Source organism: Pseudarthrobacter sp. MDT1-56, assembly GCF_059383555.1.
This window is the reverse complement of the sequence record NZ_JBWZCK010000008.1, coordinates 75,907-101,005: the sequence shown is the minus strand read 5'-3', so window position 1 is coordinate 101,005 and position 25,099 is coordinate 75,907. Positions and strand designations below refer to the sequence as shown.

Annotated in this window: 24 protein-coding genes and 1 tRNA gene; 10 read left to right on the top strand and 15 right to left on the bottom strand. The window is 67.6% G+C overall.

Annotation, left to right across the window (positions count from 1 at the left end; all coding sequences use genetic code 11):
• Positions 1-72 precede the first annotated feature (72 nt).
• The 3 genes from AC50YC_RS12625 to AC50YC_RS12615 form a co-directional block, all read right to left on the bottom strand.
• On the bottom strand, positions 73-1,089 hold the full coding sequence (locus AC50YC_RS12625) for an inorganic phosphate transporter (protein WP_494953856.1): 1,017 nt from the start codon (positions 1,087-1,089) through the stop codon (positions 73-75).
• A gap of 1 nt (position 1,090) precedes the next feature.
• Positions 1,091-1,708, bottom strand: a complete 618-nt coding sequence (locus AC50YC_RS12620; protein ID WP_494953855.1) for a DUF47 domain-containing protein — start codon at positions 1,706-1,708, stop codon at positions 1,091-1,093.
• A gap of 395 nt (positions 1,709-2,103) precedes the next feature.
• Complete coding sequence (locus AC50YC_RS12615; protein ID WP_494953854.1) at positions 2,104-2,760, bottom strand: hypothetical protein; 657 nt, start codon at positions 2,758-2,760, stop codon at positions 2,104-2,106.
• A gap of 237 nt (positions 2,761-2,997) precedes the next feature.
• On the opposite strand from AC50YC_RS12615, the gene AC50YC_RS12610 reads away from it, so the two are divergent.
• Positions 2,998-3,070 (top strand) — tRNA-Lys (locus AC50YC_RS12610).
• 131 nt (positions 3,071-3,201) lie between these two features.
• Here the strand turns inward: AC50YC_RS12610 and AC50YC_RS12605 are convergent.
• Genes AC50YC_RS12605 through AC50YC_RS12595 form a run of 3 tightly spaced genes read right to left on the bottom strand, consistent with a single transcriptional unit; the run spans position 3,202 to position 7,426 of the window.
• Positions 3,202-4,731: a carboxyl transferase domain-containing protein gene (locus AC50YC_RS12605; protein ID WP_494953853.1), complete on the bottom strand. Its 1,530-nt coding sequence runs from the start codon at positions 4,729-4,731 to the stop codon at positions 3,202-3,204.
• Between the two features lie 2 nt (positions 4,732-4,733).
• Positions 4,734-5,966 (bottom strand): CaiB/BaiF CoA transferase family protein, encoded by a 1,233-nt coding sequence (locus AC50YC_RS12600; RefSeq protein WP_494953852.1) that lies wholly within the window; start codon positions 5,964-5,966, stop codon positions 4,734-4,736.
• Between the two features lie 47 nt (positions 5,967-6,013).
• Complete coding sequence (locus AC50YC_RS12595; RefSeq protein ID WP_494953851.1) at positions 6,014-7,426, bottom strand: SLC13 family permease; 1,413 nt, start codon at positions 7,424-7,426, stop codon at positions 6,014-6,016.
• Positions 7,427-7,550: 124 nt separating this feature from the next.
• On the opposite strand from AC50YC_RS12595, the gene AC50YC_RS12590 reads away from it, so the two are divergent.
• From AC50YC_RS12590 to AC50YC_RS12575, 4 genes are read left to right on the top strand one after another with little or no spacing between them, the layout of a single operon-like run.
• Positions 7,551-8,258 carry a FadR/GntR family transcriptional regulator gene (locus AC50YC_RS12590; RefSeq protein ID WP_494953850.1) on the top strand — a complete coding sequence of 236 codons (708 nt, stop codon included), beginning with the start codon at positions 7,551-7,553 and terminating at the stop codon, positions 8,256-8,258.
• Between the two features lie 54 nt (positions 8,259-8,312).
• Positions 8,313-8,822 (top strand): MarR family winged helix-turn-helix transcriptional regulator, encoded by a 510-nt coding sequence (locus AC50YC_RS12585; protein ID WP_494953849.1) that lies wholly within the window; start codon positions 8,313-8,315, stop codon positions 8,820-8,822.
• Between the two features lie 50 nt (positions 8,823-8,872).
• Positions 8,873-9,133 (top strand): hypothetical protein, encoded by a 261-nt coding sequence (locus tag AC50YC_RS12580; protein ID WP_494953848.1) that lies wholly within the window; start codon positions 8,873-8,875, stop codon positions 9,131-9,133.
• Positions 9,130-10,029, top strand: a complete 900-nt coding sequence (locus AC50YC_RS12575) for a serine/threonine-protein kinase (RefSeq protein WP_494953847.1) — start codon at positions 9,130-9,132, stop codon at positions 10,027-10,029. The genes AC50YC_RS12580 and AC50YC_RS12575 overlap by 4 nt, the downstream gene beginning before the upstream one ends.
• Before the next feature lie 14 nt (positions 10,030-10,043).
• Here AC50YC_RS12575 and AC50YC_RS12570 read toward each other — a convergent pair whose 3' ends face one another.
• Positions 10,044-11,216: a GGDEF domain-containing protein gene (locus AC50YC_RS12570; RefSeq protein ID WP_494953846.1), complete on the bottom strand. Its 1,173-nt coding sequence runs from the start codon at positions 11,214-11,216 to the stop codon at positions 10,044-10,046.
• 181 nt (positions 11,217-11,397) lie between these two features.
• On the opposite strand from AC50YC_RS12570, the gene AC50YC_RS12565 reads away from it, so the two are divergent.
• A complete protein-coding gene (locus tag AC50YC_RS12565; protein ID WP_494953845.1) occupies positions 11,398-12,420 on the top strand; it encodes a PHP domain-containing protein in 1,023 nt (340 codons plus the stop codon).
• Positions 12,421-12,589: 169 nt separating this feature from the next.
• Here AC50YC_RS12565 and AC50YC_RS12560 read toward each other — a convergent pair whose 3' ends face one another.
• Both AC50YC_RS12560 and AC50YC_RS12555 read right to left on the bottom strand, forming a co-directional pair.
• Positions 12,590-15,664, bottom strand: a complete 3,075-nt coding sequence (locus tag AC50YC_RS12560; RefSeq protein ID WP_494953972.1) for an alpha-amylase family glycosyl hydrolase — start codon at positions 15,662-15,664, stop codon at positions 12,590-12,592.
• A gap of 211 nt (positions 15,665-15,875) precedes the next feature.
• Positions 15,876-16,982 (bottom strand): lactonase family protein, encoded by a 1,107-nt coding sequence (locus tag AC50YC_RS12555; RefSeq protein WP_494953844.1) that lies wholly within the window; start codon positions 16,980-16,982, stop codon positions 15,876-15,878.
• A gap of 61 nt (positions 16,983-17,043) precedes the next feature.
• Between AC50YC_RS12555 and AC50YC_RS12550 the strand changes: the two genes are divergently transcribed.
• Positions 17,044-17,877: a putative protein N(5)-glutamine methyltransferase gene (locus tag AC50YC_RS12550; RefSeq protein WP_494953843.1), complete on the top strand. Its 834-nt coding sequence runs from the start codon at positions 17,044-17,046 to the stop codon at positions 17,875-17,877.
• Here AC50YC_RS12550 and AC50YC_RS12545 read toward each other — a convergent pair whose 3' ends face one another.
• From AC50YC_RS12545 to AC50YC_RS12525, 5 genes are all read right to left on the bottom strand, one after another.
• On the bottom strand, positions 17,878-18,372 hold the full coding sequence (locus AC50YC_RS12545) for a hypothetical protein (RefSeq protein ID WP_494953842.1): 495 nt from the start codon (positions 18,370-18,372) through the stop codon (positions 17,878-17,880). It lies immediately after the preceding gene.
• Positions 18,373-18,494: 122 nt separating this feature from the next.
• The gene (locus AC50YC_RS12540; RefSeq protein WP_494953841.1) at positions 18,495-18,758 is read right to left on the bottom strand and encodes a GlsB/YeaQ/YmgE family stress response membrane protein; all 264 of its coding nucleotides are present in this window, start codon (positions 18,756-18,758) and stop codon (positions 18,495-18,497) included.
• Positions 18,759-18,943: 185 nt separating this feature from the next.
• Positions 18,944-19,915, bottom strand: a complete 972-nt coding sequence (locus tag AC50YC_RS12535) for an aldo/keto reductase (protein ID WP_494953840.1) — start codon at positions 19,913-19,915, stop codon at positions 18,944-18,946.
• An 18-nt stretch (positions 19,916-19,933) separates the two neighbouring features.
• On the bottom strand, positions 19,934-20,143 hold the full coding sequence (locus AC50YC_RS12530; RefSeq protein WP_494953839.1) for a dodecin: 210 nt from the start codon (positions 20,141-20,143) through the stop codon (positions 19,934-19,936).
• A 96-nt stretch (positions 20,144-20,239) separates the two neighbouring features.
• Positions 20,240-20,983, bottom strand: coding sequence for an SGNH/GDSL hydrolase family protein (locus AC50YC_RS12525; protein ID WP_494953838.1), 744 nt, complete (start codon positions 20,981-20,983; stop codon positions 20,240-20,242).
• A gap of 340 nt (positions 20,984-21,323) precedes the next feature.
• Here AC50YC_RS12525 and AC50YC_RS12520 point away from each other — a divergent pair, with 340 nt between their 5' ends.
• Entirely contained in the window at positions 21,324-21,581 is a 258-nt protein-coding gene (locus tag AC50YC_RS12520) for a metal-sensitive transcriptional regulator (protein ID WP_018774886.1), read from the top strand.
• A gap of 85 nt (positions 21,582-21,666) precedes the next feature.
• Here the strand turns inward: AC50YC_RS12520 and AC50YC_RS12515 are convergent, their stop codons facing one another.
• Positions 21,667-22,377, bottom strand: a complete 711-nt coding sequence (locus AC50YC_RS12515) for a FadR/GntR family transcriptional regulator (RefSeq protein WP_494953837.1) — start codon at positions 22,375-22,377, stop codon at positions 21,667-21,669.
• 147 nt (positions 22,378-22,524) lie between these two features.
• Between AC50YC_RS12515 and AC50YC_RS12510 the strand changes: the two genes are divergently transcribed.
• Positions 22,525-24,078: a four-carbon acid sugar kinase family protein gene (locus AC50YC_RS12510; RefSeq protein ID WP_494953836.1), complete on the top strand. Its 1,554-nt coding sequence runs from the start codon at positions 22,525-22,527 to the stop codon at positions 24,076-24,078.
• A 127-nt stretch (positions 24,079-24,205) separates the two neighbouring features.
• Positions 24,206-25,099: an NAD(P)-dependent oxidoreductase gene (locus AC50YC_RS12505; RefSeq protein ID WP_494953835.1), complete on the top strand. Its 894-nt coding sequence runs from the start codon at positions 24,206-24,208 to the stop codon at positions 25,097-25,099.

Here is a 25,099-nt window from a genome sequence, read left to right as displayed (position 1 = left end):
CAAAAGGGCACTTGTGGAGCAATCGACGGTTCCAAACGACGGAGCCACCCGGCGGGGCCAAGCGGCGGGCCGCTAGAGCTCCGCGAGCGGGGACAAGGACAGTGCCACCACGAAGGCCGCTGCTGCGGTGACCGCCGGCGTGATCACCCAGAACGTCAGCACCCGGATCACCACCTTCCGGTTCGTGGCGGGGAACCCCTGGTTGGTGCCGGCGCCCAGCACGGCTGACGTGACAGTGTGCGTGGTGGAGATGGGCCAGTGCAGTCCGATGGCGCCCACCAGCAGGATGACCGAGCTGAACAGCTGGGCCACCGAGCCGCGCAGGGGATCCATCCGGATCATCCGGTAGCCGATGGTGTAGGAGATCCGCCAGCCGCCGGCCAGGGTCCCGACGGTCAGCAGTGTCGCGGTGAACAGTGCCACCCAGATTGGCATCTCGCTGCCATCGGACAGCCCGGACGCCAGCAGCGCAAGGATCAGGACGGCGCTGGTGCGCTGGCCGTCCTGCAGGCCGTGGGCCAACGCCACGGCGCCCACGGCTATGCTCTCGGCCCTCCGCGAGCGGCTGTTGACCACGTTCGGCGGCGTGTACCGTGCGGCCCAGGTCGCGGGCCAGACCAGCAGGTAGGCGCCGATGAACGCAATCAGGGGTGAGAGCAGCAGCGGAAACACCACTTGGAAGAGCAGGGACGTGTCAACGCCCCCGACGGCGTTCCCGCCGACAGCTACGCTTGCGATGCCGGCCCCGGCCAGCCCGCCCACGAGGGCGTGCGTCGAGGACGACGGGATGCCGCGCCACCAGGTGTAGATTCCCCAGATCACGGCGCTGACCAGGCCCGCCAGCAGGATGGTCAGACCGTTTTCCCCTGGGGGGAGCTGCACCCAGGTCTGGCTGATGGCGAGGGCCAGCCCGGCGCTCAGTCCGGCGCCGATGAAGTTGAAGAAACCGGCCAGCAGCACTGCGACGGTGGGGGTGAGGGCCCGGGTCCGGACGGCCAGTGCCACCGCCGCCGAGGCGTCCCTGAAGCCGTTCAGGAAGGCGAATGCCCCGGCGAAGACCACCACCAGGGCAAACAGGAAGATGATCACGTCAGGATTCCTTGACGATGATGCTGCCTACCTGGGTCGCGACCTTTCGCAGGTCCCTGGTGACGTCGACCAGCTGCTCGGCGATGTCCCGGGTGCGTGCGTACCGCGTCGACTTCATTTCGTTGAGCATGTCCGCCACCCAGACCCGGTGGGAGCGCTCGGCGCGCTTGGACAGGCGGAGGACCTCGATCCAGTAGTCCTCGAGATCGTCCAGGTTGTCCAGCCGCCGCATGGCGTCCACGGTGAGTTCGGCCTGCCTGCTGATGATTTCCAGCTGGTCGGCGGCGCGTTTGGGCAGCCGGTCCAGTTTGTACAGGGACACCAGGTCCGCGGCGGCGTTGAGTTTTTCCATCGCCTCGGTGAGGTACCGGGAAAGGGCATACATGTCCTCACGGGGGAGGGGGTTCACGAAGGAGGTCCGCATGTGGGTCAGCAGCGCGAAGTGCAGCTCCGCGGACTTTGCCTCATGGTTGTGCATGTCCTCCACCAGCCGGGCGTTCTCACTGGCCGGGGCGCCAAGGATCTCCGACAGGGTGCCCGTGGCCAGGACAATCTGGCTCGCCAGCTGGGCGAGGAGGTTCAGCCCGGCGGGCTCCTGGGGGAAAAGGCGCAGCTTCACGTGTGATTACCGGTCTTCGGGAGGGAGGTGCACGGGGGGTGGCTGCCGGGCGTGTGTGGTGAGGGTGACCCGCGCATGAGGATTACTTTACCGTCCGGCCCGAAAGCGCCGGGAAAGCGCTCCGGCGGCCCCCGGATTTATGACGGTGGGCTGGTGGACACGGCCGGAACGGGGGCCGCCCGCGGGTCCGGCCACGTGGGTGCGCAGCGGGCATGAAAATGGTGCCGAACCGGATACGCCTCTCGGCGGTAGGCCGCTCTAGGCGGCTAGATGTTGAAGCCCGGGGGTTTCGCGGTTCGGCACCGCTTTTAGTTTTCTACGAGGTTCGGCACAAGTCAACATTGACAGTCCGGGGGTGGCATGCCTACCGGGTGTCCGGGTGGCGTGCGGGAAACTCAGTCGAGCTCGCCCAGGCGCCAGGCGTTGGCGGCATGCTCGAGGTCCTCGGCGGTCTTGACCAGGAGGTGCGAGTTGCGCGTGAGCTTGCTCGCGTGGGTCTCATTGCTGTGCTCGGCGCCGTCCGCGAGGGTGGCCTGGCCCAGCGCCACCACTCGGCAGAACGCGGCGGAGCGCTCCAGCGCGACGTCGAACTCGCCGTCGAACGCTCCGGACAGGATGGCGTCCGCCATCGACTTCATCTCGTCCGCTCCGGGCGGCTCGGCGGCACCGGCGACCACGTGCGATACCTGAGCGGTGTCCTTGCCGGCCTTGAAATAGACGGAGATCCGCTCGGGATCCTGGATGGTGGCGGCGCGGATGGCGTACAGGCGCCAGAGGGCTCCGGGGAGGGAGCGTGCCGGGCTTTCGGCCCACATCTCGGCGATGGCTTCCAGGCCCTGTTCATCGGCGAGCTTCACCAGCCGTTTGGTCACGACGGGGTCGTCGCTGTCGCGTCCGCGGCGCACGAGGGCCTGGGCGGCAAGATGGGCGGCTTCGGAGATGCGGGCAGGATCGGCCCCGCCTGCAAAGGGCTCAAAGTCAATAGGCGCGAAGGGCTTCGGCTTGTGGTGCCGGTGCGGTCCGGGGGCGCTGGATCCTGCTTGCTCGCTCATGCCACCACGCTACTCCAGTGCTGTCGGGGAATCGAGCGTACGGATGGTCGGCGCCTCAGCGGGCGCAGAGCGGGGGCAGGGCCGGCGGAGGACCCTTGCCCCGGCGCGCGACGGCGGCCTCCCTGCCCGGTGCAAAAACCCGCCCCGGTTCTGGGGTACAGTATTAACGTCCAGAAATGGACTGGGCTGATCGGCCCTTGAGCAGCGGATTTATCCGTTGTTTCGGGGCTTCGGCCGGGGCCTTTAGCTCAGTTGGTAGAGCATCGGACTTTTAATCCGTGGGTCGTGGGTTCGATCCCCACAGGGCCCACCCGCGGAGCAGGCCAGAGGCATATTGCCTCTGGCCTGCTTCTGTTTTAACCACTTTGCGGGGACCCCGCTGCATCAGGTCCGGACACCCGAGCCGAACCATGGACCCCGCAAAGTCGAACGACCAACCCCTTAGATAACGCTGTTGCTGACAACCAGCCTGCCAAGGTGCCGGTACTTGTGCAGCCGCCGGGGGAGGAGCTCGGCCACGGGAGCCAGGGAGAGGGTGGCGAGTTCGTATTCGATGGCCTGCCCGAGCCGCTGGCAGAATGCCCTGGCCTCGAGCGCGGCGTCGCTGCGTTCGTCCACGACGTGTTCGACGAGTCCGTTGGCGTAGAGCGATGCCACGTTGACGCCTTGGGCCTCGGACATTGCCGGGGCAAAGTCGGTGCTCCGGTGGACGATCGCGCTGGCGCCTTCCGGCGGCAGCGGGGAGAGCCAGGCATGCTGGGCCGCGATGGTCCGATCCGCCGGCAGGAGGGCCAGGGCGCCACCGCCGGCACCCTGGCCAAGCAGCACTGACACTGTGGGCGTTTGCAGCCCAATCATGTCGTGCAGTGACCTCGCGATTTCACCAGCCAGGCCGCCTTCCTCGGCTTCCTTGGACAGGGCCGCTCCTCCGGTGTCGATGACGGTGAGCAGCGGCAGGCCGAGTTCCTCGGCGAGCCGCATTCCCCGCCGGGCCTCCCGGAGCGACGCCGGTCCCATGGCCGTCTGCCGGGAGGGCCGGGGCCGGGTGTGCCCGATGACCACACAGGACTTTTGGCCGAAGCGGGCCAGTGCCAGCAGCAGGCCCGGATCCTTTTCCCCCTGCCCGGTGCCGTTGAGCGGCAGCACATCGCGCGCGCCGTAGGCGAGCAGTTGGCGCAGGTCGGGGCGGTGCGGATTGCGGGAGATCTCGATGGACTCCCAGGCACCGGCGGCTGAGGGTTTCACGGTGAGGGTGCGCGGCGCGGCGACGCGAGAGTCCGGGCCGGTGACCAGGATGCTGAGCGCACGGTCGACGACGTCGGACAGCTGCGAAGGCGGCACCACCGCGTCGACGAGTCCCTTGTCGAAGAGGTTTTCAGCCACCTGGACGTTCTCCGGAAAAGGTGTGCCATGCAGGGCCTCATAGACGCGGGGGCCGAGGAAGCCAAGCAGGGCACCGGGCTCGGCCACGGTGATGTGGCCAAGCGATCCCCACGACGCCATGACGCCGCCGGTGGTGGGGTGCCGGAGGTAGACGAGGTACGGCAGTCCGGCCTGCCGGTGGGCGCGGACGGCCGCACTGATCTTGACCATGGACAGGAAAGCCAGGGTTCCTTCCTGCATGCGAGTGCCCCCGGAGGCGGGACCGGCCAGCAGCGGGAGCCCTTCGCCGGTGGCGCGTTCGACGGCGCTGGCGATGCGTTCCGCTGCAGCCAGCCCGATGGAGCCGGCGAGGAAGCGGAACTCGCTGACGATCACGGCCACACGGCGGCCGCGGATGAGGCCCTCGCCGGTGAGGACGGACTCGTCGAGGCCTGTCTTTTCGCGGGCGACCGCCAGTTCCGCGCGGTACTCCGGACTCGGGTCAGGGTCCGCTACCGGAATGTCCCAACTCCGGTAGGAGCCTGGATCCAACACGGCACTGATGAGTTCCGTCGCGTCCAGGTGTCGGGCCTTCTGTTCTGACCGCACGCTCAGTGACCCTCCTGGTCCGGGGAGGAGGCCTTGGTGGGATTAAGCCCGAGCCACTGCCGGATCTGATCTCCGTCCTGGTCCAGCAGGGGCGGCGCGATGTGCGTTTTGAGTGTGGTTTCTGCGGTGTCGGCCGCTGTGAAGAAGCGCAGCGGCGGACCGGGAAGGCTCACGGTGCCCAGGATTTTGTGCTCGACGTCGATCACGAGCCCCTGGGAATGGACCTGCTCCCACTCATAGACCTCGTCCAGGCTGCGGACTTTGCCGGCCGGGATGCCGGCGTCGTTGAGTTTGGCCAGCAGGGGTTCGGCCTCGAAGTCGGAGAATGCGTGCTCGATTTCTTCGATGACTTTCTCGCGGTTGCGAACCCGGTCCGCGTTGGTGGCAAATTCCGGCCGAGAGGCGTCGATTCCAAAGGTGGAGGCGAATGAGTTCCACAGCTTTTCGCTGCCCACACTGATCTGCACGCGGCCCTGCCGGCAGTGGAACAACCCGTAGGGGGCGATGGAGGGGTGATGGTTCCCTTGGGCCTTGGGGACCTCACCGGCGACCGTGGCCCTGGTGCCTTGGAAGGCGTGGACGCCGATCAGCGCCGCCAGCAGGGACGTGCGGACGATCTGGCCCTGCCCGGTCCGTTCGCGCTGCAGCAGTGCGGCCAGGGTTCCGAACGCCCCGTACATGCCGGACAGCAGGTCGGCGATGGGCACGCCCACCCGCTGGGGATCGTCCGGACCGGACCCGGTCAGGGACATCAGCCCAGCCTCGCCCTGCAGGATCTGGTCGTAGCCGCTGCGCCGGGATTCCGGGCCGTCGTGCCCGAAACCGGTGATGGACAGCACGACCAGCGCCGGGTTCAGCGCGTGCATTTCCGCGGCGGAGAAGCCCAGCCGGTCCAGAACGCCGGGGCGGAAGTTCTCGATGACGACGTCCGCGCGTTCCAGCAGTTCGCGCAGGACGGTCCTCCCGTCATCACTCTTCAAATCCAGGGCGATGGATTCCTTGTTGCGGTTGCAGGACAAGAAGTACGTGGCCTGGGGATCGTCTTCGGGACCGACGAACGGCGGCCCCCAGCCGCGGGTGTCGTCCCCTGTGCCGGGGTTCTCGACCTTGATCACCCGGGCGCCGAGGTCGGCCAGCATCATGCCGGCGTGCGGGCCGGCGAGGGCGCGGCTCAGGTCCACTACCAGGTAGCCCGACAGCGGGCCTTCGGGGCGGGAAGTTGGTTCAGTGCTCATGGTGGCAGTCCTCTATTTTGCGGTGTAGGGCGGGCTGAAGGGGCGGGCTACATCCAGCCCGGGACCACCATGACCAGCCAGGCGATGGCGGGTCCGACAGCGACGACGATCCCGCTGTACGCCAGAATCTGCTTGTAGAACTTCTCCTTGTCCACGTCTTCGGGGGCGTTGGCGAGCACCAGGGCGCCGTTGGTGGAGAACGGGGAGACATCGACGATCGTGGAGGCCACGGCGAGGGCGGCGATGACCCCGACGGCGCCGATATCACCGGTGGCCAGGAACGGCACAGCCAGCGGGATCAGGGCCGCGAGGATGGCGGTGGAGGACGCGAAAGCGGACACCACGGCTCCGACGTAGCAGATCAGCAGGGCCGCCAACAGCGGCATGCCCAGTTGGGCCACGCCGTCGGACACGAACTTGATGGTGCCGGCTTCTTCCAGGACGCCCACGAAGGTGAGCATGCCGCAGATCAGGAGCACAGTGGACCAGCTGATCTTGTTGACGGCGCCCTTCTGGGCTGCCGGGGATACGAGGGCCAGGATGATGGCGATGGTGATGGAGACGAAGCCGACGTCGACTTTGAAACCGAGGGAGATGACCGCCAAAGCGATCAGCCCCAGGACGGTGACCAGCTGCGGCAAGGACGCGCGGGAACCGTCGGCTGCCTGTGGTTCGGCCGAGGAAGAACCGGACGCCGACATCTCCCCGGAGCCGCCCGAGGTGCCTTTCGACGAAACGCCGGCCGCGGAAATGTCCGATCCGGAGCCCTGCAGCGTGACGCCGGCCACGCGGGCACCAATGCTGACGGACATGCGCTTTTCAGCAGCCTGCTCCACGAGGCGGCCGCCGGTGCTGGACAGGAGTTTGCTTCCGCCGAGGACGATGAACAGAACGAGGGCTATGGCGAGGTTGAAGATGAAGCTGGCCAGGAAGATCGCCATAGGGTTGGCTTCCAGCTCAGTCTTGGCGATGATGCCGTTAACGGTGACGCCGTAGACGGCGATGGGGGAGAACCCACCTGCCTGCGCGCCGTGGATCACCATCATGCCCATCATGAGCGGATTGATTTTGTGCTTGGCGGCGAAGCTCAGGGCGATTGGCGCGATGATGGCGACGGCGGCGGGCGAGAGCGCGCCAACTGCGGTAATCACCGCGGTGATGGCGAACATTACCCAGGGGATGAGGGCCACCTTGCTGCCCACCATCCGCACCGCGCCCCGGACCAACAGGTCAATGGTGCCGTTGTTCTGGGCAATCGCGAACAGGTACGTCACGCCGACGATTGTTAGGAACAGGCCGCCGGGGAAGTTGGCAAGGATGTCGTTGGTGGACATCCCGAGTACGACCGAACCGAGCAGGAAGGCCCCCACGAAGGCCAGGGCACCCATGTTGAGGGGCAGCACCGTAGCCAGGAGGAACATCACCGCCAGAATGATGATGGACAGGACTGGAGCGGACATCTTCGTTCCTCCGGATAGAAAGGTGTTGTGAATTGGATCACTGGCCTAGCCTCCTAGACACTAAGTGTCCTTGTCAATAGTTCTCCGGTAGTCTGGGTGTGAAGCCCTTGCCGAAAGGAAGCTCATGCCGAAGATGCCAGCACCTCACCAGATTTCCAGGGTTTCGCGCCCTCGTCTCTATGAACAGCTTGTGGAACAGATCATGGAGTACATTGAGGCTGCGCAGATGGGCCCCGGCGATACCCTGCCCCCGGAGCGTGAACTTGCCGAGCGGCTCGGCGTTTCGCGGGCGACGCTGGCCCAGGCCCTCGTGGCGCTGGAAGTGCTGGGCGTGATCGATGTCCAGCACGGCACCGGCGCGGTGCTGGTATACCGCCCGAATGTTCCGTCGGTGATCAAGGGCCTCCGTGAGCACCGAAGCCGGCTGCCGGAGATCGTTGAGGCGCGGAGCACGCTCGAGGTGAAGCTTGCCGAGCTCGCCGCCGCGAGGCGGAGCAAGGACGACATGAAGGCCATCGACAAGGCGCTCGATGCCATGGCGGAAGAAGTGGCCTCCGGCGCCAAGGGCGCGCGGGGCGACGAGCTCTTTCACCAGGCCGTGACCGCTGCGGCTCACTCGGCCGTGCTGGCCCAACTGATGACGTTCATTGCGGGCATGATCCTGGAGACGCGCCTCGAATCGCTCGGGCAGCCAGGCCGCCCGGAGCAGTCGCTCGCTTCGCACCGCAAGATCGCCGACGCCATCCGGGAACAGGATTCCGCGGCGGCTGCTGCGGCAATGCTGGAGCACATCGATCTGGTTTCCGACGTCGCCCTTTTGAAGAACAGCTGAAAGCTTTGCGAAACCGCACGATGGACTAGTAATCAGTTCAGCTAGGATTGCCGGATGAACGCGCACAGCCCCTCCGGTTCCGGGTACTGGTATGGACCCGACGACAGGCTCGACCCGCCCGGCGCAGTGCTGCAGGCGTTGCGCGAATACCGCAACGTGGAAGTCGCCCGGCGGCGCTCCACGAGGGATTCCATGGGGATGGGCGAGACGGACCTGCTGGCGCTGAGGTATCTTTTGCGGTCCCAGACCAGTGGCGAACGGGTCGGGCCCAAGGACCTCAGCCGCGTCCTGGGCATCACCACGGCCTCCACTACCTCATTGATCGACCGCCTTGTGAGCAGCGGCCACGTCCGCCGCGAGCCCCACCCCACGGACCGGCGCTCGCTGGTGATCGTTCCCACGGTGGCCACGGATGCGGAGGTGCGGGCCACGCTGGGGGACATGCACCGCAGCATGATGGCCGTCGCGGAGGGCCTGAGTGCGGAGGAGGCGAGGATCGTGGTCAGCTTCCTGCGGCGGATGAGTGAAGCCATTGCCGAACTCCCGAACCACCCCCTTGAATAACCAGGCAGGTAACTAGCTAGCCTGACTAGTTATATGTATGCTTACTAACTATGTCTGATACGTGTTTTTCCGGCGGCGCCGTGGCTGAACTGGCACCCGCCTCCGTGCCTCCCGTGCAGTCCCAGGCCGCGCCGGTCCACTGCGGAATGCCCATGGAGTGGAAGACGCCTATGTCGGCCACCATGTCCGTATACTCCTTCGCGCCGGCCGACGCCGCGGCAGAGCTGCCGCCGCTCTGGCGCTGCGGTTGTGGCTTCCAGCTGGACGGAATGGTGCACACGTCCAGTAGCCTGTCCGAGCTCAGCCGTTGACCCCGCCGGCGGCAGTGGCCCTGGCGGAGCGGCCCGCCGGCACCTTCTCTTCAGTTCCCGCCGCCGGACTCCATGCCAGGGTGCTGGCGCTCCCGGACGATCCCGCCAGGCGGTTCCTCGTCCAGGAACTGCTGGGCCGGGGCGCCACCGCCACAGTGTTCCGCGGCACGGACCTGTCCGACGGCCGGCCCGTCGCCATCAAGCTCGCCGAGGGTCCCGAGCCGCGGCAGGCGGACAGGATCCACGCCGAGGCGCGCATCCTGGCCGCACTCAATCATCCCGCGATCGTCACCTTCATTGCTGAAGGCGTGGTTCCGGCGGGGGAGCAGTGGGCCGGGCGGCCCTTCATCGTTGAGGAACTTGCTTACGGCGGAAGCCTTTCCGAGCGGATCCGCAGCGGCCCTGCCGCACCCGCCGACGTGGCGCGCTGGGCGGCCGCAGCACTGTCCGGGCTGGCATATGTCCACGCTCGCGGGCTGGTCCACCGGGACATCAAACCCGCCAATATCCTGCTCAGCGGACTCCGGCGTTCCGCGGTCCGGATCGCAGATTTCGGTATCTCCACCCCTGCCGGCGCCAGTCTGCAGCCGGGCGATTCCTCCGGCACAGTGCACTACATGAGCCCGGAGCAGGCCGCAGGCCGGCAGCCCGGTGCGCCCGGCGACGTCTATTCCCTCGGCCTGGTGCTGCTTGAGTGCCTCACCGGGGCCAAGGCGTTCCCGGGCAGCCTGATGGAGTCCCTGGTGGCGCGGACCCTCCGGAACCCCGGGATCCCCGCGGGCCTCGGAACGGCCTGGGTGTCGCTGCTGACCGCCATGACCACCATGGACCCCTCGGCGCGGCCTACGGCGGCCGCTGCCGGAAAGCTCGCAGCGAAGCTGGCCCGCGCGCGCTGACTGCTGCGGACAGCTCAGCTCGACTGGGTCCCCGCGGCAGTGAATCCGACCACCGCCCGGTTGCGCCCGTCCGCCTTGGCGTTGTACAGGGCCCGGTCGGCTTCCCGGAGGAGACGCTGCAGCCCCGCGTTCCGGTCACGAGCGTCGACGACGCCGAAGCTCGCCGTCGGCGCGGCCACTCCAGCGGGCAGGGAACTGTGCTCGGCCAGCGAGGCATTGATCCGGCCGGCGATCCGGACGCCCTCTTCAGCGTTGACGCCGTCGAGCAGCAGCGCAAATTCCTCCCCGCCGTAGCGGGCCACAAGGTCCGCGTCGCGCACGGCCAAGCGGCAGGCGTCGGCGAAAGCCCGGATGACGCCGTCGCCCGCGTCATGCCCAAAGCGGTCATTGATGGCTTTGAAACGGTCCAGGTCCGCCATCACAATCACGGTGTCGACACCGGCTGCGAGGTTGGCCCGGAGCCTGCGCTGGGCCTGGTGCGTGAATTCCACTCGGTTCAGCAGCCCGGTCAGCCCGTCACGGTAGGCCAGCTCCTGCAGGTCCTCGGTCCGGCGGGCGTAGCTCAGCGAGGTGATGCTGGACGAGACGACCACCAGCAGGACCATGGCCATCAGCAGGGTCACGCCGGTGCCGAACAGCACCTGGAACAGCGGATCCTCCGGGCCGAGCACCGCCAGTCCCACCGTCCGGCTCAGGTAATAGGCGGCACAGCCGGCCGTTGCAACGGCGAGGGACCGGACAAGGTGCCAGGAATCTGCCCGCTCACGCCACAGTTCCAGGGATGCAAGGCCGATCGCGGCCCCCATCATCGCGAGGAGGGCGATGCTGCCGAGGCGGGCATTGTCGGTGGAGCGTACGGTGGCATCGATGGCGACGGCCGCCGTCGCCGGGATCCCCAACAGCCAGGGCCGGATCCGCCGGCCGGCCAGCGAGCGGGTCCCGGCCCAGACGCAGCCGGAGCCAAGCACCATCACACCGTTCCCCACACTGGGTGCCCAGGTCACGGACTGCACTTCACCCATGAAGTAGAACGTGGCGGCCAGGAAAAAGGAGGCGACGGCCCCGCACCACCAGCCGGCAAAGGGAGCCCGGCTCTGGCGGTAGGTGTCGAAGTAGAAAAGGACCAGCATGGTCAGCGTCATCACGGCGAAGACCACCATGAGCGTTGACCGGTCGAGAAGCACCATCACTTGAAGATTCCCTGCTGCCGGAGCGGCCCTCCCCACGGACCGCTGGCGTAGTTCCTCACCGGATCAGGCCCCGGTCGGGACAAGTCTCTCAGAACGCGGCCCCCGGTGCCCGGAACGGCACGGCAACAGGGCGGCGCAAGGGCTCCCCGAGCGGCGGCGGGAGGTGCAAGATGGTGCCATGGATGCCGTCGACGCCCTCAACGAGATTGCCTTCTGGCTCGAACGCGAGCTTGCCCCGACCTTCAAGGTCCAGGCGTTCCGAAAAGCCGCCGGAATCATTGCCGGACTGGCGCCAGTGGACCTGGCCGCCCGGGCTGCGGACGGCCGGCTCAGGAGGACCAAGGGGATCGGCGACCGGACCTACCAGGTCATCAGCGAGGCGCTCGACGGAGAGGTGCCGGAGTACCTGGGCGGACTGCGAAGCCGGGGAGCCCGGCCGCTGGTGCCGGGAGGGCATGAGCTGCTTGCCTCGCTGCGCGGCGACCTGCACAGCCACAGCGACTGGTCCGACGGCGGATCCCCGATCGAGGCCATGGTGGACGCCGCCAGGCTGCTGGGCCGCGAGTACCTCGCGCTGACCGACCATTCGCCCAACCTCAAGATCGCCAACGGGCTCAGTGCCGAGCGGCTGGCGGAGCAGCTCGAGATCGTCGCGGAGATCAATGCCCGCAACGACGGCGGGTTCCGCCTCCTGCGCGGCATCGAGGCTGACATCCTCGAGGACGGCAGCCTGGACCAGACCCCGGAGATGCTGGACCAGCTGGATATCGTGGTCGCGAGCGTGCACTCGAAGCTTCGCGCGGACAAGCGGACCATGACCCGGCGGATGCTCGGCGCGATCGAGGACCCGCACATGAACGTGCTGGGCCACTGCACCGGACGTCTCATCCAAGGGGGACGGGGAACGCGTCCGCCGTCGGAGTTCGACGCCCGGAAGGTCTTCGCCGCCTGCGCGGAGCACAACGTCGCCGTCGAAATCAACGCCCGGCCCGAACGCCAGGACCCGCCGGGAGCCCTAATCGAGGTGGCCCTCGACGCCGGCTGCCTATTCAGCATCGACAGCGACGCCCACGCCCCGGGCCAGCTCGATTTCCTGCAGTACGGCGCCGAGCGCGCGGAGCGCAACGGCGTGCCGGCGGAGCGGATCGTGAGCAGCTGGCCCCTGGACCGGCTGCTGGAATGGGCCGCGGCAAGGCGCTGACCTGCCGGGGGACATGCCCTCCGGGTCCGGGGAGGGTTGGGCATGATGCGGTTATGTCCAGTGTCCGGTGCGGGGGCTGGGCATGTCCCGCGGGACGGGCCGCTGCACGGGCCTTGAACCACAAGGGCCGGAACGCACCGAGAGTGCGTTCCGGCCCTCGGGGTGCTGATTAGTCGGCGCGGATCAGGTGGCTGACATGGTCGTAACGGAAGGTGATCTGCCCGCCGTCGTGCGTGAAGTTGACGTTCCCGCCGCCCGGGATGCCGCCGGCACCATAGTTCTCCGTCCAGGACCGGTTGAGGGCCGCTTTGAACCCGTAGCTGCCGGCCGGTAGCGTCGTGGTCAGCTTCCAGACCAGGTCCGTTGGGTCGAGGGCCAGCTGGGCCAGGTCACAGTCCGGCATCCAGTCACCCGCGCAGCCCAGTTCCGAGTTCATGTCGCCGGCGGCCGCGACGGCCCCCGGCTGCTGCGAGGCGTACCCGGCGCTGAGCAGGTGCGTGCTGTTGTCATAGCGGAAGGTGACCGGACCGCCGGGGTGGTTCAGCGTGATGTTGTTGCCGTTCAGCGCTCCGCCCGCACCGTAGTTCTCGGTCCAGGATCCGTTGAGGGCGGCTTTGAACTCGTAGTTGCCGGCAGGCAGGTCCGCGGTCAGCCGCCAGATCCTGTCGACCGGATCCAGGGACATGAAGGCGCTCGGGCATTCGGGCTGCCAGTCACCCGGGCAGCCCATTTCCGAGTTGAGACTGCCGGCCACGGTAACCGAAGCGGGCTGCGGAAGCTCTCCGGCCACAACGGTGCGGGTCTCGCTGACCACTCCGCCCGCACCGGGGACGCTCATCAGCGCCCGGTAGCGGAGCTGGGTGCCGTCCGGCAGGGCCAGCGTGCCCAGATCGTCGACGGTGGTGTAGGCGGGGGAGGAGCTGTCCTCACCGATTTTCGACCATTCGCCGCCGCTGATGCTGCGCTCGAAGCGGACGAGGTAGTCGGCTTTTTCCGGGCTGGCGACCGCACTGACCTCGACCTTGCCGTTGACGCTGCTTCCCTCTTTGGGGGCCACCAGGCTCAGGGCCGGGGCAGGGACGGTGCCAGTGCGGGGCTGGCTTACGGAGGTTTGTCCGCCGTTGTCCAGCACCACCGCGCGGTACTCCACGTCAGTTCCGGCGTTCAGCGCGGCGACGTCGTGGAAGACCTGGTAGGGGGCGGTGTCATCGGTGCCGATCGACGCCCAGGCGCCGCCGGCGGTGCGTGCTTGGAAGGTCACCTCGTAGAACGAACTGCCGCCGACGTCGGCTCCGATCCGCAGGCGTCCGTTGTCCCCGGCGGCGGGTGCCGGATCCTGGAGCGCGACGGCGGGGGCAGTCTTGGAGCGCGGGATGCGGCCGGAGGATTCGTACACAACGGCGGAGAGCGGCGGCACCGTCACGGTGAGGTTGCCGTTAGCATCGGTCTTGGATTCCGCCGGGGCATCCCCGTAGATCCGGCTGAACGTCCGCTTGCCAACATAGGTCGGCACGGCCGCTGTCTGGGGCTGCCCGCTGTTGTTGACCGAAACCACGTACTCGCGCTGGTCCCGGGCATCGATCCTGGTGAAGGCGTAAATGCCCGACTCTTCGGAGGCGTAGCGGTTCTGGTGGGCGCCGTTGCGCAGCGCCGGGTGCTCCGCCGTCAGCGCGGCGAGGGTGCTGATGCCGGTATACAGCGGGTGGGCCGGGTCGAAGTTGTCCGTCGCGTGGGTGGCGTCGGTGCCGAGAAGGTCGTCGTCGAGATAGTCCGGGACCTGGCTCGCGAACAGCGTCTGGCGGGCATCCTGGTCCCCGCCCGGGCCGGTGAATCCCTGTTCGTCACCGTAATAGATGACCGGGTTGCCGCGGGAGAAGTACATCAGCTCATGGGCGAGCCGGTCGCGGGCGACGCGTTCGGCGTCGTCCGCCTGGGGGTTGTCGGCCGTGATGAAGCTGCCGATCCGGCCCATGTCGTGGTTCCCCAGGAAGGTGGGCAGCTGGTAGGCGTTAGAGTCCGCATCGGTGTACCAGTCGTCCCCGGCGAAAAAGGTCTCCAGGCCCTTCGCGGCCTGGCCCCGGGAGGCGAAGTTGCGTGCGGCGTCCTGGAACGGGAAATCCAGCACGGCCTGCATCTTGTTGCGGGTTGTGAACTGCGAGGTGAAGCTCTTTGACGTGTCGAAGACCTCGCCAAACATAAAGAACTCGTCCTTGCCGTGGGCTTTGGCGTAGTCGAGGACTTCCGGGCCGAACTTCTGCCAGAACTCGTCGTTGACGTGCTTCATGGTGTCGATCCGGAAGCCGTCCACGCCGAAGTCCCGGATCCAGTCCTTGTAGATGTCGGCCATTCCGTCGACCACCCGGGGGTGCTCCGTGAACAGGTCATCGAGGCCGAAGAAGTCCCCGTAGAACGAGTTCTCGCCTTCAAACGTGGTGTCGCCGCGGTTGTGATAGAGCGTCGGGTCGTTGAGCCATTCGGGGACCTTGAGGTTCTCTTCCCCGGGCGCCAGTTCCGGCGTGTAGGGAAAGGACGTCGCCGCATCCAGGGCCGGGAAGCCCCCCGTGCCGGCATAGTCGCGGTCGTCAAAGGGGACGCCGGCGGCGGTCAGGTAGGGGTCGGCGTCCTTGGAGATGTAGGCGGCACGGCCCGCCTCGCCCGCGTAGCCGATCACGTCCGCGGTGTGGTTGGTGATGATGTCGAAGTAGACCTTCATGCCGCGGGAATGGGCCTCGTCGATGAGCATTTTCAGCTCCTCGTTGGTGCCCAGGTGCGGATCGATCTGGGTGAAGTCGGTGATCCAGTAGCCGTGGTAACCGGCGGACTTGTCCTCCGGCTGGACCGCTTTGTTCTTGAAGCTCGGGGTCAGCCAGATGGAAGTGGTGCCGAGGCCCTGGATGTAGTCGATCTTCTCCCGCAGTCCTTTGAGGTCCCCGCCGTTGTAGAAGCCCTTCCGGGTGGGGTCAAAGCCGGAGACCATCGGGTCGGCGCCGAGGCCGCCGTCGTCGTTGGCGGTGCTGCCGTTGTTGAAGCGGTCCGCCATCACAAAATAGAAATGCTCGTCCGTGACCGGGCCGCGGAGCGAGTGGACCGCCCGCGGGCCGTCCGGGGCGGGTGCCGCCTGCGCTGGCTGCACCGGGATGACGACGGCGGCTGCCGCGGTCACGAGCGCCGCCGTCACGGCGGCCCCACCGCGGAGAAATACGGTACGCCACGGCCGGTGGCTGGGCGCGGGCGCTTTGCCCATGCTGGTACTGCGGATTAACACGATGGAGACCTTCCGGTTAGCGACGTTGCCTCTGTGAAGGGAGATGCGGAGAGAGACTACTGAGAGCCAAGTCACAACTGTAAGCGCTTGCACTGAAGTTATTCCAGCGAATGGTCAGAAAAATCTACTATCTGGACCGCGGGACCGGGGGACATGCCCTCCCGGTGCGGGGAAGGCTGGACATGGTGCCTTATGCCCGGTGTTCGGCGCGACGACTGGGCATGTCCCCCGCCGGGACCAGCGCGGTGGGGGAAGCCGCGTCCAGCCTGCCCACGGCTTCGCCGGGGAGTCCGCTCTCCGGATCCAGCGGGTACGTCACCACGTCCCCGGAGCGTTCGTGCGCCACATGCAGCCAGCCGTCCCGGACCAGATGATGCCGGGGCCAGTCACCGCCGCTGGGGACGTCGGCCACCGGCTGGACGACGCTGCCGCCCGCATCCACCTCAAGCACGCTGATCCGGTTGGACCCCCGCACGCCGACGTAGGCGTGCCTCCCGTCCGCGGCGAGGGCAATCTCCGCCGCTGAGTCCCCGGGAAGGGCACCCGTTGCGGTCGCCGGGACCACGCCGGCCAGGCTGAATCTCCCGGATTCCCGGGACCGCTGCAGCACGGCAATCTCAATCGAGTACTCGGTCACCACCAGCACAGTGCCCCTGGGGTGCTGGACAAGGTGCCGGGGGCCGCTGTCCCGGGGGAGGGCCAGTTCGTGGTCCAGCTGCAGCCCCTGCGCGGGCACATAGTTCCAGACCCGCAGGAGGTCGTGCCCGAGGTCGGTGGTCAGCACCCTGCCGTCGTCGAGCATCAGGCTGGCGTGGGCGCGGCTGGGACGCCCGGCCAGCCTCGAGGCGGCCGCCGCGAACCTTGCCGAGATGCCGCCGTCGTCGTCCAGCTCGTACAGCAGGACCTGGCCGTCGCCCCAACAGGCCACCACCAGGAAGCGGCCCTGCGGGTCGACGGCGACATGGCAGGCGGCGTCTCCGGCCGGCCAGTCACGGCCCAGGGGTGCCAGGCCGAAGTCGCCGGACCGGTGGTACGCCGTGACGGTCTGCGCCGCCTCGCCCACGGCATAGACCACGTCAAGGGTGGGGTGCACCGCGAGGAACGACGGCGAGTCCGCCGCGGCGGCGACCCCCAGCCAACTTAGCGTTCCGTCAGTGCCTGCACGCAGGGCCCCGATTCCGGTGCCGCGGCCGCCGCCATCCGCGGTGTAACAACCGGTCCAGATCAACTCGTCCGCGGGGACGGCGTCCGGCGGAACTGGCAGGGAAGCTGCGGCGGCGATTCGTTGGGTGGCCATGGTGTCATCCTGCCACTTCGATAGCATGAGATTCCGGCACCATCAGCGGAAAAGGGGGCGCATGACAGCTCTGCCTGCGCCCCGGCCCGCGGTTATCCTGCGGCTGCGGGCCGCCGGATGCGTCTTCGCTGAGGAGGAAGCCCGGCTGCTGGCCGCCGCGGCCACGACCCCGGATCAGCTCGAAGCCCTCGTGGAGCGGCGCGTTTCCGGACTGCCGCTCGAGCACATCCTGGGCTGGGCGGAGTTTTGCGGACGTCGGATCGAAGTGGATGAGGGCGTCTTTGTGCCCCGCCGCCGCACCGGGCATCTGGTCCAGCAGGCCGCGCGGCTCCTGGCCGACACCGGCGGCACCGGGCGCGCGCCGGTGGTCGTCGACTTGTGCTGCGGATCAGGGGCGGTCGGCACCGCGCTGGCGGCGCTGGCGGGCCCCCTGGAGCTCCACGCCTCCGACATCGACCCCGCCGCGGTGCGGTGCGCGGCCCGCAACATCGTTCCGCTTGGCGGTGCCGTCCACGAAGGGGACCTTTACGAGGCCCTCCCGGCGCGGCTGCTCGGGCAGGTCAATCTTCTTGCCGTCAACGCCCCGTACGTTCCCACCGCGGAAATCGGCACCATGCCGCAGGAAGCCCGCCTGCACGAGCCGCGGGTTTCCCTCGACGGCGGCACAGACGGGCTGCAGGTCCAGCAGCGGGTGGCCGCCGCGGCACTGCAATGGCTGGCGCCGGGCGGCCACCTGCTGATCGAGACGAGCCGGCGGCAGGCATCGCGGACCGTCGTGCTGTTCATCCGCAACGGACTCACGGCCCGGGTGTCCAGCTCCGGAGAGCTGGACGCCACGGTGGTGATCGGAACAGCCGCGGTTGGCGCGACGGCACGGCCGACGGGCCCGGTGTAGCTAGGAAACCTTGTCGGGATCCACGTTGGTCGCGGCTCCGGCCGGGGTGGCCCCGCCTTCGTCGGACCAGTCCTGCCCGTGCTGGTCGTTCAGCGCCGGGTCGGACTCGACGTCGGCGGCGGCGGAAGCAGCAGACGCGGACGAGGTCCCAAGGTTCACGGTCTCCGGATGCGTGCTGTGCGCGGGGATGCCGGCAGCCGCGTCGTCGTCGTTCGGCTTTCCAACGCCTGCTGCCGCGGCGGGGGAGTTGTCACGGCGGACGGCTGAACCGATGACCGTCCCGGCGCGCCGGGCCGCCTCGCCGAGCTGTTCAGAGACCTCGGGTGCCTTTTCCTTTACTGCTTCGGTCGCCGCCGTCACTTTGTCCTGGACCGGCTGGCTTTCCCAAAGGGCTGCCGCCCGTGCCTTGAGCTTCTCGTAGGCTTCCCGCCCGGACCGTGACCCAAGAACGTAGCCTGCGGCGATTCCGGCTCCAAAAAGAACTTTGCCTTTCATGCTGTACTCCTGCTCCTCGGTGCTGCTCTAAAAATGTGGCGGTTGTTAAGGCGTGGTGACGCCGTGTGCCAAAAAACCGGCCCCGGGAAAAATCCCGGGACCGGCTTTCGGTCGCGTCAGCTTTAGCGGGCTGAACGCTTGGTGATCATGCCGTAAACGAGCAGGACGATGATCGCACCGCCGATGGCCAGGAGCCAGGTCGACAGCGAGAAGAACTCGTTGATGCCAGTGCCGAACAGCAGTCCGCCAATCCAGCCACCCAGGATGGCGCCGACGACGCCGAGCAGCAAGGTGATGAAAATGCCACCGCCCTGCCGGCCGGGGAGGATTGCCTTAGCGATTGCGCCGGCGATAAGGCCCAGAATCAGAAATGCAAAAAAACCCATTTTTGTTGTTCCTTCTTCTTTCATTGAGGAGACACCCGGGTTGCCGAGTGCGCTTCATCCTTCTGCCCTAATACTAATCATGCTTAGCATAAAAGAGCCACTCCGTGGAGGAAAGCATTCCGCGGCGCGACTCTTTTTAGGCCGTCCGGACTGGCCGGGACGGGTTCAATTGGCGCAGCGCACCGTCACCACGCATAATCCTCCGGCGCGGTCCGGTACCCCGGGAACATGAGGTCCAACCGCTGGAGCGCGACGGCGTCGAGCGTCAGGTCCAGGGCGCGGAGGGCCGACTCAAGCTGCTCCCGGGTGCGGGGGCCTACAATCGGAGCGGTCACGGCGGGCTGGTGCAGCACCCAGGCCAGCGCGACCTCCCCGGGTTCGCGGGCGAGCTCGCCGGCGAAATCCTCGAATTGGCGGATCTGTTCCCGGTGTTTATCGAGGGTCGCGAGGGACCGGCCCTCGGCGCGGCGCACGCCGTCGCGCCCCTTCTTCAGCACCCCGCCCAGCAGTCCACCCTGCAGGGGCGACCACGGGATGAGACCCAGCCCGTACTGCTGTGCGGCCGGAATGACCTCCAGTTCCACGTTGCGGGTCAGCAGGTTGTAGATGGACTGTTCGCTGACGAGTCCGTAGCTGTGCCGGCGTGCGGCAGCCTCCTGCGCCTGGACGATGTGCCAGCCGGCGAAGTTGCTGCTGCCCGAATACAGGATCTTGCCCTGCTGGACCGCGACGTCGATCGCCTGCCAGATTTCATCCCACGGCGTCATCCGGTCCACGTGGTGGAACTGGTAGAGGTCGATGTAGTCCGTCTGCAGCCGTTTCAGGCTCGCGTCCAGGGCACGGCGGATGCTCAGCGCGGAAAGCCTGGACTCGTTGGGCCGGTCCGCCATGGTGCCGTAGAGCTTCGTCGCCAGCACAGTCCGCTCCCGGCGTTCGCCGCCCGTGGCGAACCAGCGGCCCAGGATTTCCTCTGTGCGGCCCCGGTGGCCGGAGCCGCCATAGACGTTCGCGGTGTCAAAGAAATTGATGCCCGACTCCAGCGCTGAGTCCATGATGGAACGGGCATCTGTTTCCTCGGTCTGCGGCCCGAAGTTCATGGTTCCCAGGCAGAGACGGGAGACTTTCAGGCCGGACCGGCCCAATTGCGTGTACTGCACGCGGTGGTCCTTCTCGGCTTAGCGCTCCAGGCGGAACCCGAGCTTGATGGTGACCTGCCAGTCGGCGACCGCGCCGTCTTCGAGGTGTCCTCGGATTTCCTTGACCTCAAACCAGTCAAGGTTCCGGAGGGTCTTGGCCGCCTCGGCGATGCCGTTGCGGACGGCGGCGTCAACGCCTTCGTTCGACGTCCCGACAATTTCAGAAATGCTGTAAGTGTGATTAGACAACTTCGCTCCTCGTGATCGCCATCGATACCCGGCGGTGCGCCGTTCCTGCAGATTAGCCGACAGATCGCAGCGGGACTAGGGGCCGGAGGCCATGCCTCAGGATCCGGAGACCGGCCCCGGCTCGGGGCGCTTGGGCGTCAGCGGCGGGGCGTCAGCGCGCTTCCGGACCCGGCTGACCATCCAGGGAAGCAGGTAGTTGGTGAACCAGGCGAGGTCTCCGGCCTTGCTTTCCCGCCAGCTTCCGGCCGGCATGGGCTTGGGCTCCAGCGGGCTCAGGTTGTGGGGGACGCTCAGGGATTCGAGCACCATGGCCGCGATGGTGTGGTGCCCCATCGGCGAGAAGTGCAGGCGGTCCGGGTCCCACATTCGCGGGTCGGAGAGCTGCCGCAGGGCCCAGAGATCAGCGATCACACCATGATGGCGCATGGCGATGGTCCGGATGTTCTCGTTGAACACGGCGACCCGTCCGCGGTTATGGCCCAGCAGCGGGGTGTCGCCCCAGTCGGGGCCGGTGAACAGCACAATGGTGGCGCCGGTGGCAGTAAGCATGCCCACCGCGGCGTCGAGAGTAGCGGCCAGCCGGTCGGGATCGCTCCGGTGGAAGACAAGGTCGTTTCCGCCGGCGGAGAGTGTGATTAGGTCCGGCTGCAGCGCAATCGCGGGCCCGAGCTGCCGGTCCAGGATCTCGCGCAGGAGCAGGCCGCTGACGGCAAGGTTCGCGTACCGGAAATCGGGTCTTCCCTCGCTGAGTTCCTCGGCGATCCGGTCCGCCCAGCCCCTCATGCCGCCTGGACTCAGCGGTTCCGGGTCCCCGAGCCCCGAGGTGAATGAGTCCCCCAACGCGACGTAGCGGCTCCACGGCCCCGTATTCCAGGACCCCGGGGCCGGGCCCCAGTTCCGGTCCGGGCCCCGTCGGGGGGCGGGGCCACCTGCGCCGGCCTGCCCGGCGCCAGAATCGAGGAAACCGGCGGCGTTCACACTCCCAGCAATACGCTGAAAATGCAGGCTTCACTAGGTACTTAGGTCCCTAACCGCGGCTGTGCCTCCGGCTGTGCCTTCGGCGGTGCCGGCCTGGCGGGCCGCGGCGGTGGGGGCGAGGGAGATCATACCCTGCAGGGCATCGCTGATACATAGGGGGGTATATCATGGAATGTAGCCCTGTTAATCCCGGAGGAACAAAATGGAACTCGATCCCACAGACATGAAGCCCGTCATCAATCGTCTTCGTCGTGCCCAGGGGCAGCTTGCCGCCGTCACGCGGATGATCGAAGAGGGCCGCGACTGCAAGAGCGTCGTCACCCAGCTGGCCGCGGTTTCCAGCGCGCTGGACAAGGCCGGCTTCTCGATCATTGCCACCGGCCTGCAGCAGTGCATGCAGCAGGAGGACCCCAGCCTGGACCGGGCCGAACTCGAGAAGCTCTTCCTCTCGCTCGCCTAAGATCAGCCTGCGCCGCGCCTGAGCCGCGCCCTCACGGCCCCGCGTCCCGCGGGCCGGATGAGCGGGCCGGTAACCGGCGGGAAAATCAGGCCGGACGGTCCGCCAGGACGTAGGTCTTGAGGTCATCCAGTGTCTGTTGCATGTGCGCGTCCATGGCGTCGCGGGCCTGGTGCGGATCCCGTGTGGCCAGCGCATCCACAATCTTCTGGTGGTGGTCGATCGCGTGCGCCTGGATTTCGCGCACCTCGGAGGTCTGGGTCCGCCGCGTTTCCAGCACGCGGTGCAGCGGCGCGAACAGGACAGCCACAAAAACATTTTCCGAGGCGCGCAGGATGAGGTCGTGGAAGGCCAGGTCCGCCGCCACGAACGAGGCGACGTCGTGCTTATTATGCGCCTCGCGCATCGATTCCAGCTCCCCGTAAAGGGTCGTGAGCTCGGAGTCGCTGATCCGGCCCGCCGCGAGCTCGCAGGCGCCCGACTCCAGCATCCGGCGCAGCTCGATCAGCTGCACGGCGGCCGCCGCGTCGTTCTTCCCCTCTGAGGCCGCCCGGAGGACCGCCTCGAGGGAGGCCCAGCGGCTCAGCGGGTTCACGAAGGTCCCGCGGCCGCGCTCGACGCTGAGGATCTGCTGGGCTTCGAGGGTCTTCATCGCCTCGCGGACCGTCATCCGGCTCACCTCATGGCGGGCACTCAGCTCCAGCTCGCCAGGGACGGCGGCTCCGGGCGGGAATTCACCGGCGATGATGCGGTCCAGCAGTTCGTCGGCCACAACGCCGACCAGCGATTTCCTAGCCAATTTTCCCCATTCGCTGTCTCCGACTTGCCTGATGGACAAGTCTACTTGCGCGTCTTTGTGCCGTATGCCACACTAGCATTCAAATGTTAGATGTCAGACATCTTACAAATCCCTTCGCAGCAGCTGAGTTCCCACAATGGAGTGCACGTGCCTTTTGAATCAGAGCTTTTCGAAGCAGAAGTGCTGGCCGCCTTCCCGGCGGAGGTCCGGATTCCCGCCCGGACTGTCGCCGACGCCCTCGCGGCCTCGTCCGAGTCGTCCCCCCGGATGCTGGTGGTGCTCGACGACGACCCGACGGGGACGCAGTCCGTCGCGGACCTGCCGGTCCTCACCCGCTGGGACGTCGCCGACTTCACCTGGGCCTTCAACCACCGCATCAACGGCCGCCGCCAGGACGCCGTCTACGTCCTGACCAACTCCCGGAGCCTGGACCCCGCCGAGGCGGCCGCCCGCAACGAGGAGGTGGTCCGCAACGCCCTTGCGGCCGCCGCCCTCGAAGCCGGCGGTGCCGGTTCCAGCGTTTCCGGTTCCAGGCTGCACCTGGGGTTCGTCAGCCGCAGCGACTCCACCCTTCGCGGCCACTACCCGCTGGAACCTGACACGATTGCGGCAACTGTTGCCGCCGTCAGCGGCGAGGCGACGGACGGCGTTGTGATCGTCCCCGCCTTCCCCGACGCCGGACGCGTGACGATCGGCGGCGTGCACTTCATGCGCGGCACCGGAGACGACGCTGGCAAGCTCACCCCGGTGGCTGACACCGAATTCGCCCGGGACGCGAGCTTCGGCTTCGCGAACTCCGAACTGGCCAAGTACATCGAAGAGAAGTCGAAGGGCCGCTTCCAGGCTGACTCGGTGATCGTGCTGACCCTGGACGTCATCCGCGCCGCGGGTCCGGACGGCGACCCGCAGATCTCGGCGAAAGCCATCGCGGACGCCATCGACTCCGCCACGGACTCCACCCCGATCGTGGCCGACATCGTGAGCGAAAACGATCTCCGGGCCCTCGCGCTGGGCCTCGAGGAAGCCGAACGCCGCGGCAAGAAACTGCTCTACCGGGTGGGCCCGCCGTTCGTCCGGGGCCGCATCGGCCAGGAAATCCGCGCCGAGCTCAGCCGCGAGGAGGCATACGCGGGCAACACACCCTCCGACGCCGGCGGCCTCATCGTGGTGGGCTCGCACGTCGGTGTCACGACCCGCCAGCTCAAGGCCCTCGTCGAGCAGCACAGCGCCGCGCGCATCGTGGACATCGACGTCGAGAAGCTGCTCGGCGGAAATTCCGAGGGCTACCTGGGCGACATTGTCCGGGACGTCGTGGAGTCCCTGCACAGCGCCGACGTCATCCTCCACACCAGCCGCCTGCTGATCAAGACGGACGACGCCGCCGAGAGCCTGCGGATTGCCCGCACAGTGTCCGCCGCCGTCGTCGCAGTGGTAAACCGGACCCTGAAGACGTTCCCTCCGCGCTTTGTTATCGCCAAGGGTGGCATCACCTCCTCGGACGTGGCCGCGCACGGCCTGGAAATCCGCCACGCGATCGTCCGCGGTCCCATGCTGCCGGGCATCGTCAGCCTGTGGGAGCCGGTGGACGGACCCGCGAAGGGCATCCCGTACGTCGTCTTCGCCGGCAACGTGGGCGACGACGAGTCCCTGGCCCAGGTCACCCGCAAGCTCAGCAACACCTTCTCCCCAGCTGTCCCCTAGCCTCGCAAGTCCCCACCGGCTCCCAGCCTTCGCAAGCTCAGGCTGGGTCCCCCGCCGGTGAGGCCCCACGGCCAGGGAACCCTGCAGCTGTGGGCCCACCCAAAACGTCATTTCAACGGAGGAAACCATGAACTACAAAGTCACCGTCCTCGGCCTGGGCGCCATGGGACTGCCCATGGCCACCCGGCTGGCGAGCCAGCTGACCGTCCACGGCTTCGACATCGCCGAGCCCCGGCTGCGGCTCGCCGAGGCCGCGGGGGTCCTCACCTTCGCCTCTGCCCGTGAAGCGGCCCAGGACGCCGACGCGCTGCTGCTGGCCGTGCGCAACGGCGAGCAGCTGGACGACGTCCTCTTCGGCGAGAACGGCGTCGCCCCCGTGCTGAAGCCGGGCGCCGTCGTGATCCTCGGCAGCACCGTGGGCACCGAGGCCATTCCCGCCACCGTCGCCCGGCTCGCAGAATTCGGCGTCGCCCTCGTTGACGCCCCGCTCTCCGGCGGACCGAAGCGCGCCGGCGAAGGAGACCTGCTGATCGTGGTCGGCGCCGAACCCCAGGCGCTGGAAGCGGCCCGGCCGGTCCTGGAACTGCTGGCCTCCACCCTGACCGTCGTGGGGGACAAGCCCGGCGACGGACAGGCGCTCAAGACCGTCAACCAGCTGCTCTGTGGGATCCACATCGCCGCGGCAGCCGAGGCAATGGCCCTGGCCGACGCCCTCGGCCTGGACCAGGTCAAGACCCTCGCCGCCCTGGAAGCCGGTGCCGCCGGGTCCTTCATGCTGTCCAACCGCGGCCCCCGCATCCTCGAGGCCTACACGGAAAACGGCGCGGAGGTCCTCAGCCGCCTGGACATCTTCGTCAAGGACATGGGCATCGTCGGCAAGGCCACCCGCGCCGCCGGCCTCGCCGCTCCGGTGGCCGCAGCCGCCGAGCAGCTCTACCTCCTCGGCCAGGCCCAGGGCCTCGCCGCCGCCGACGATTCCGCCGTGATCAAGGTCGTTGCGCCCACAAAGCGCACCGCCTAG

What these genes read in the sequence shown, in the direction of transcription:
- AC50YC_RS12615 (WP_494953854.1), bottom strand. Translation starts at nt 2,760, where the DNA reads ATGAGCGAGCAAGCAGGATCCAGCGCCCCCGGACCGCACCGGCACCAC.
- AC50YC_RS12600 (WP_494953852.1), bottom strand. Translation starts at nt 5,966, where the DNA reads ATGAGCACTGAACCAACTTCCCGCCCCGAAGGCCCGCTGTCGGGCTAC.
- AC50YC_RS12595 (WP_494953851.1), bottom strand. Translation starts at nt 7,426, where the DNA reads ATGTCCGCTCCAGTCCTGTCCATCATCATTCTGGCGGTGATGTTCCTC.
- AC50YC_RS12590 (WP_494953850.1), top strand. Translation starts at nt 7,551, where the DNA reads ATGCCGAAGATGCCAGCACCTCACCAGATTTCCAGGGTTTCGCGCCCT.
- AC50YC_RS12585 (WP_494953849.1), top strand. Translation starts at nt 8,313, where the DNA reads ATGAACGCGCACAGCCCCTCCGGTTCCGGGTACTGGTATGGACCCGAC.
- AC50YC_RS12580 (WP_494953848.1), top strand. Translation starts at nt 8,873, where the DNA reads ATGTCTGATACGTGTTTTTCCGGCGGCGCCGTGGCTGAACTGGCACCC.
- AC50YC_RS12570 (WP_494953846.1), bottom strand. Translation starts at nt 11,216, where the DNA reads ATGGTGCTTCTCGACCGGTCAACGCTCATGGTGGTCTTCGCCGTGATG.
- AC50YC_RS12565 (WP_494953845.1), top strand. Translation starts at nt 11,398, where the DNA reads ATGGATGCCGTCGACGCCCTCAACGAGATTGCCTTCTGGCTCGAACGC.
- AC50YC_RS12560 (WP_494953972.1), bottom strand. Translation starts at nt 15,664, where the DNA reads ATGGGCAAAGCGCCCGCGCCCAGCCACCGGCCGTGGCGTACCGTATTT.
- AC50YC_RS12555 (WP_494953844.1), bottom strand. Translation starts at nt 16,982, where the DNA reads ATGGCCACCCAACGAATCGCCGCCGCAGCTTCCCTGCCAGTTCCGCCG.
- AC50YC_RS12550 (WP_494953843.1), top strand. Translation starts at nt 17,044, where the DNA reads ATGACAGCTCTGCCTGCGCCCCGGCCCGCGGTTATCCTGCGGCTGCGG.
- AC50YC_RS12545 (WP_494953842.1), bottom strand. Translation starts at nt 18,372, where the DNA reads ATGAAAGGCAAAGTTCTTTTTGGAGCCGGAATCGCCGCAGGCTACGTT.
- AC50YC_RS12540 (WP_494953841.1), bottom strand. Translation starts at nt 18,758, where the DNA reads ATGGGTTTTTTTGCATTTCTGATTCTGGGCCTTATCGCCGGCGCAATC.
- AC50YC_RS12520 (WP_018774886.1), top strand. Translation starts at nt 21,324, where the DNA reads ATGGAACTCGATCCCACAGACATGAAGCCCGTCATCAATCGTCTTCGT.
- AC50YC_RS12505 (WP_494953835.1), top strand. Translation starts at nt 24,206, where the DNA reads ATGAACTACAAAGTCACCGTCCTCGGCCTGGGCGCCATGGGACTGCCC.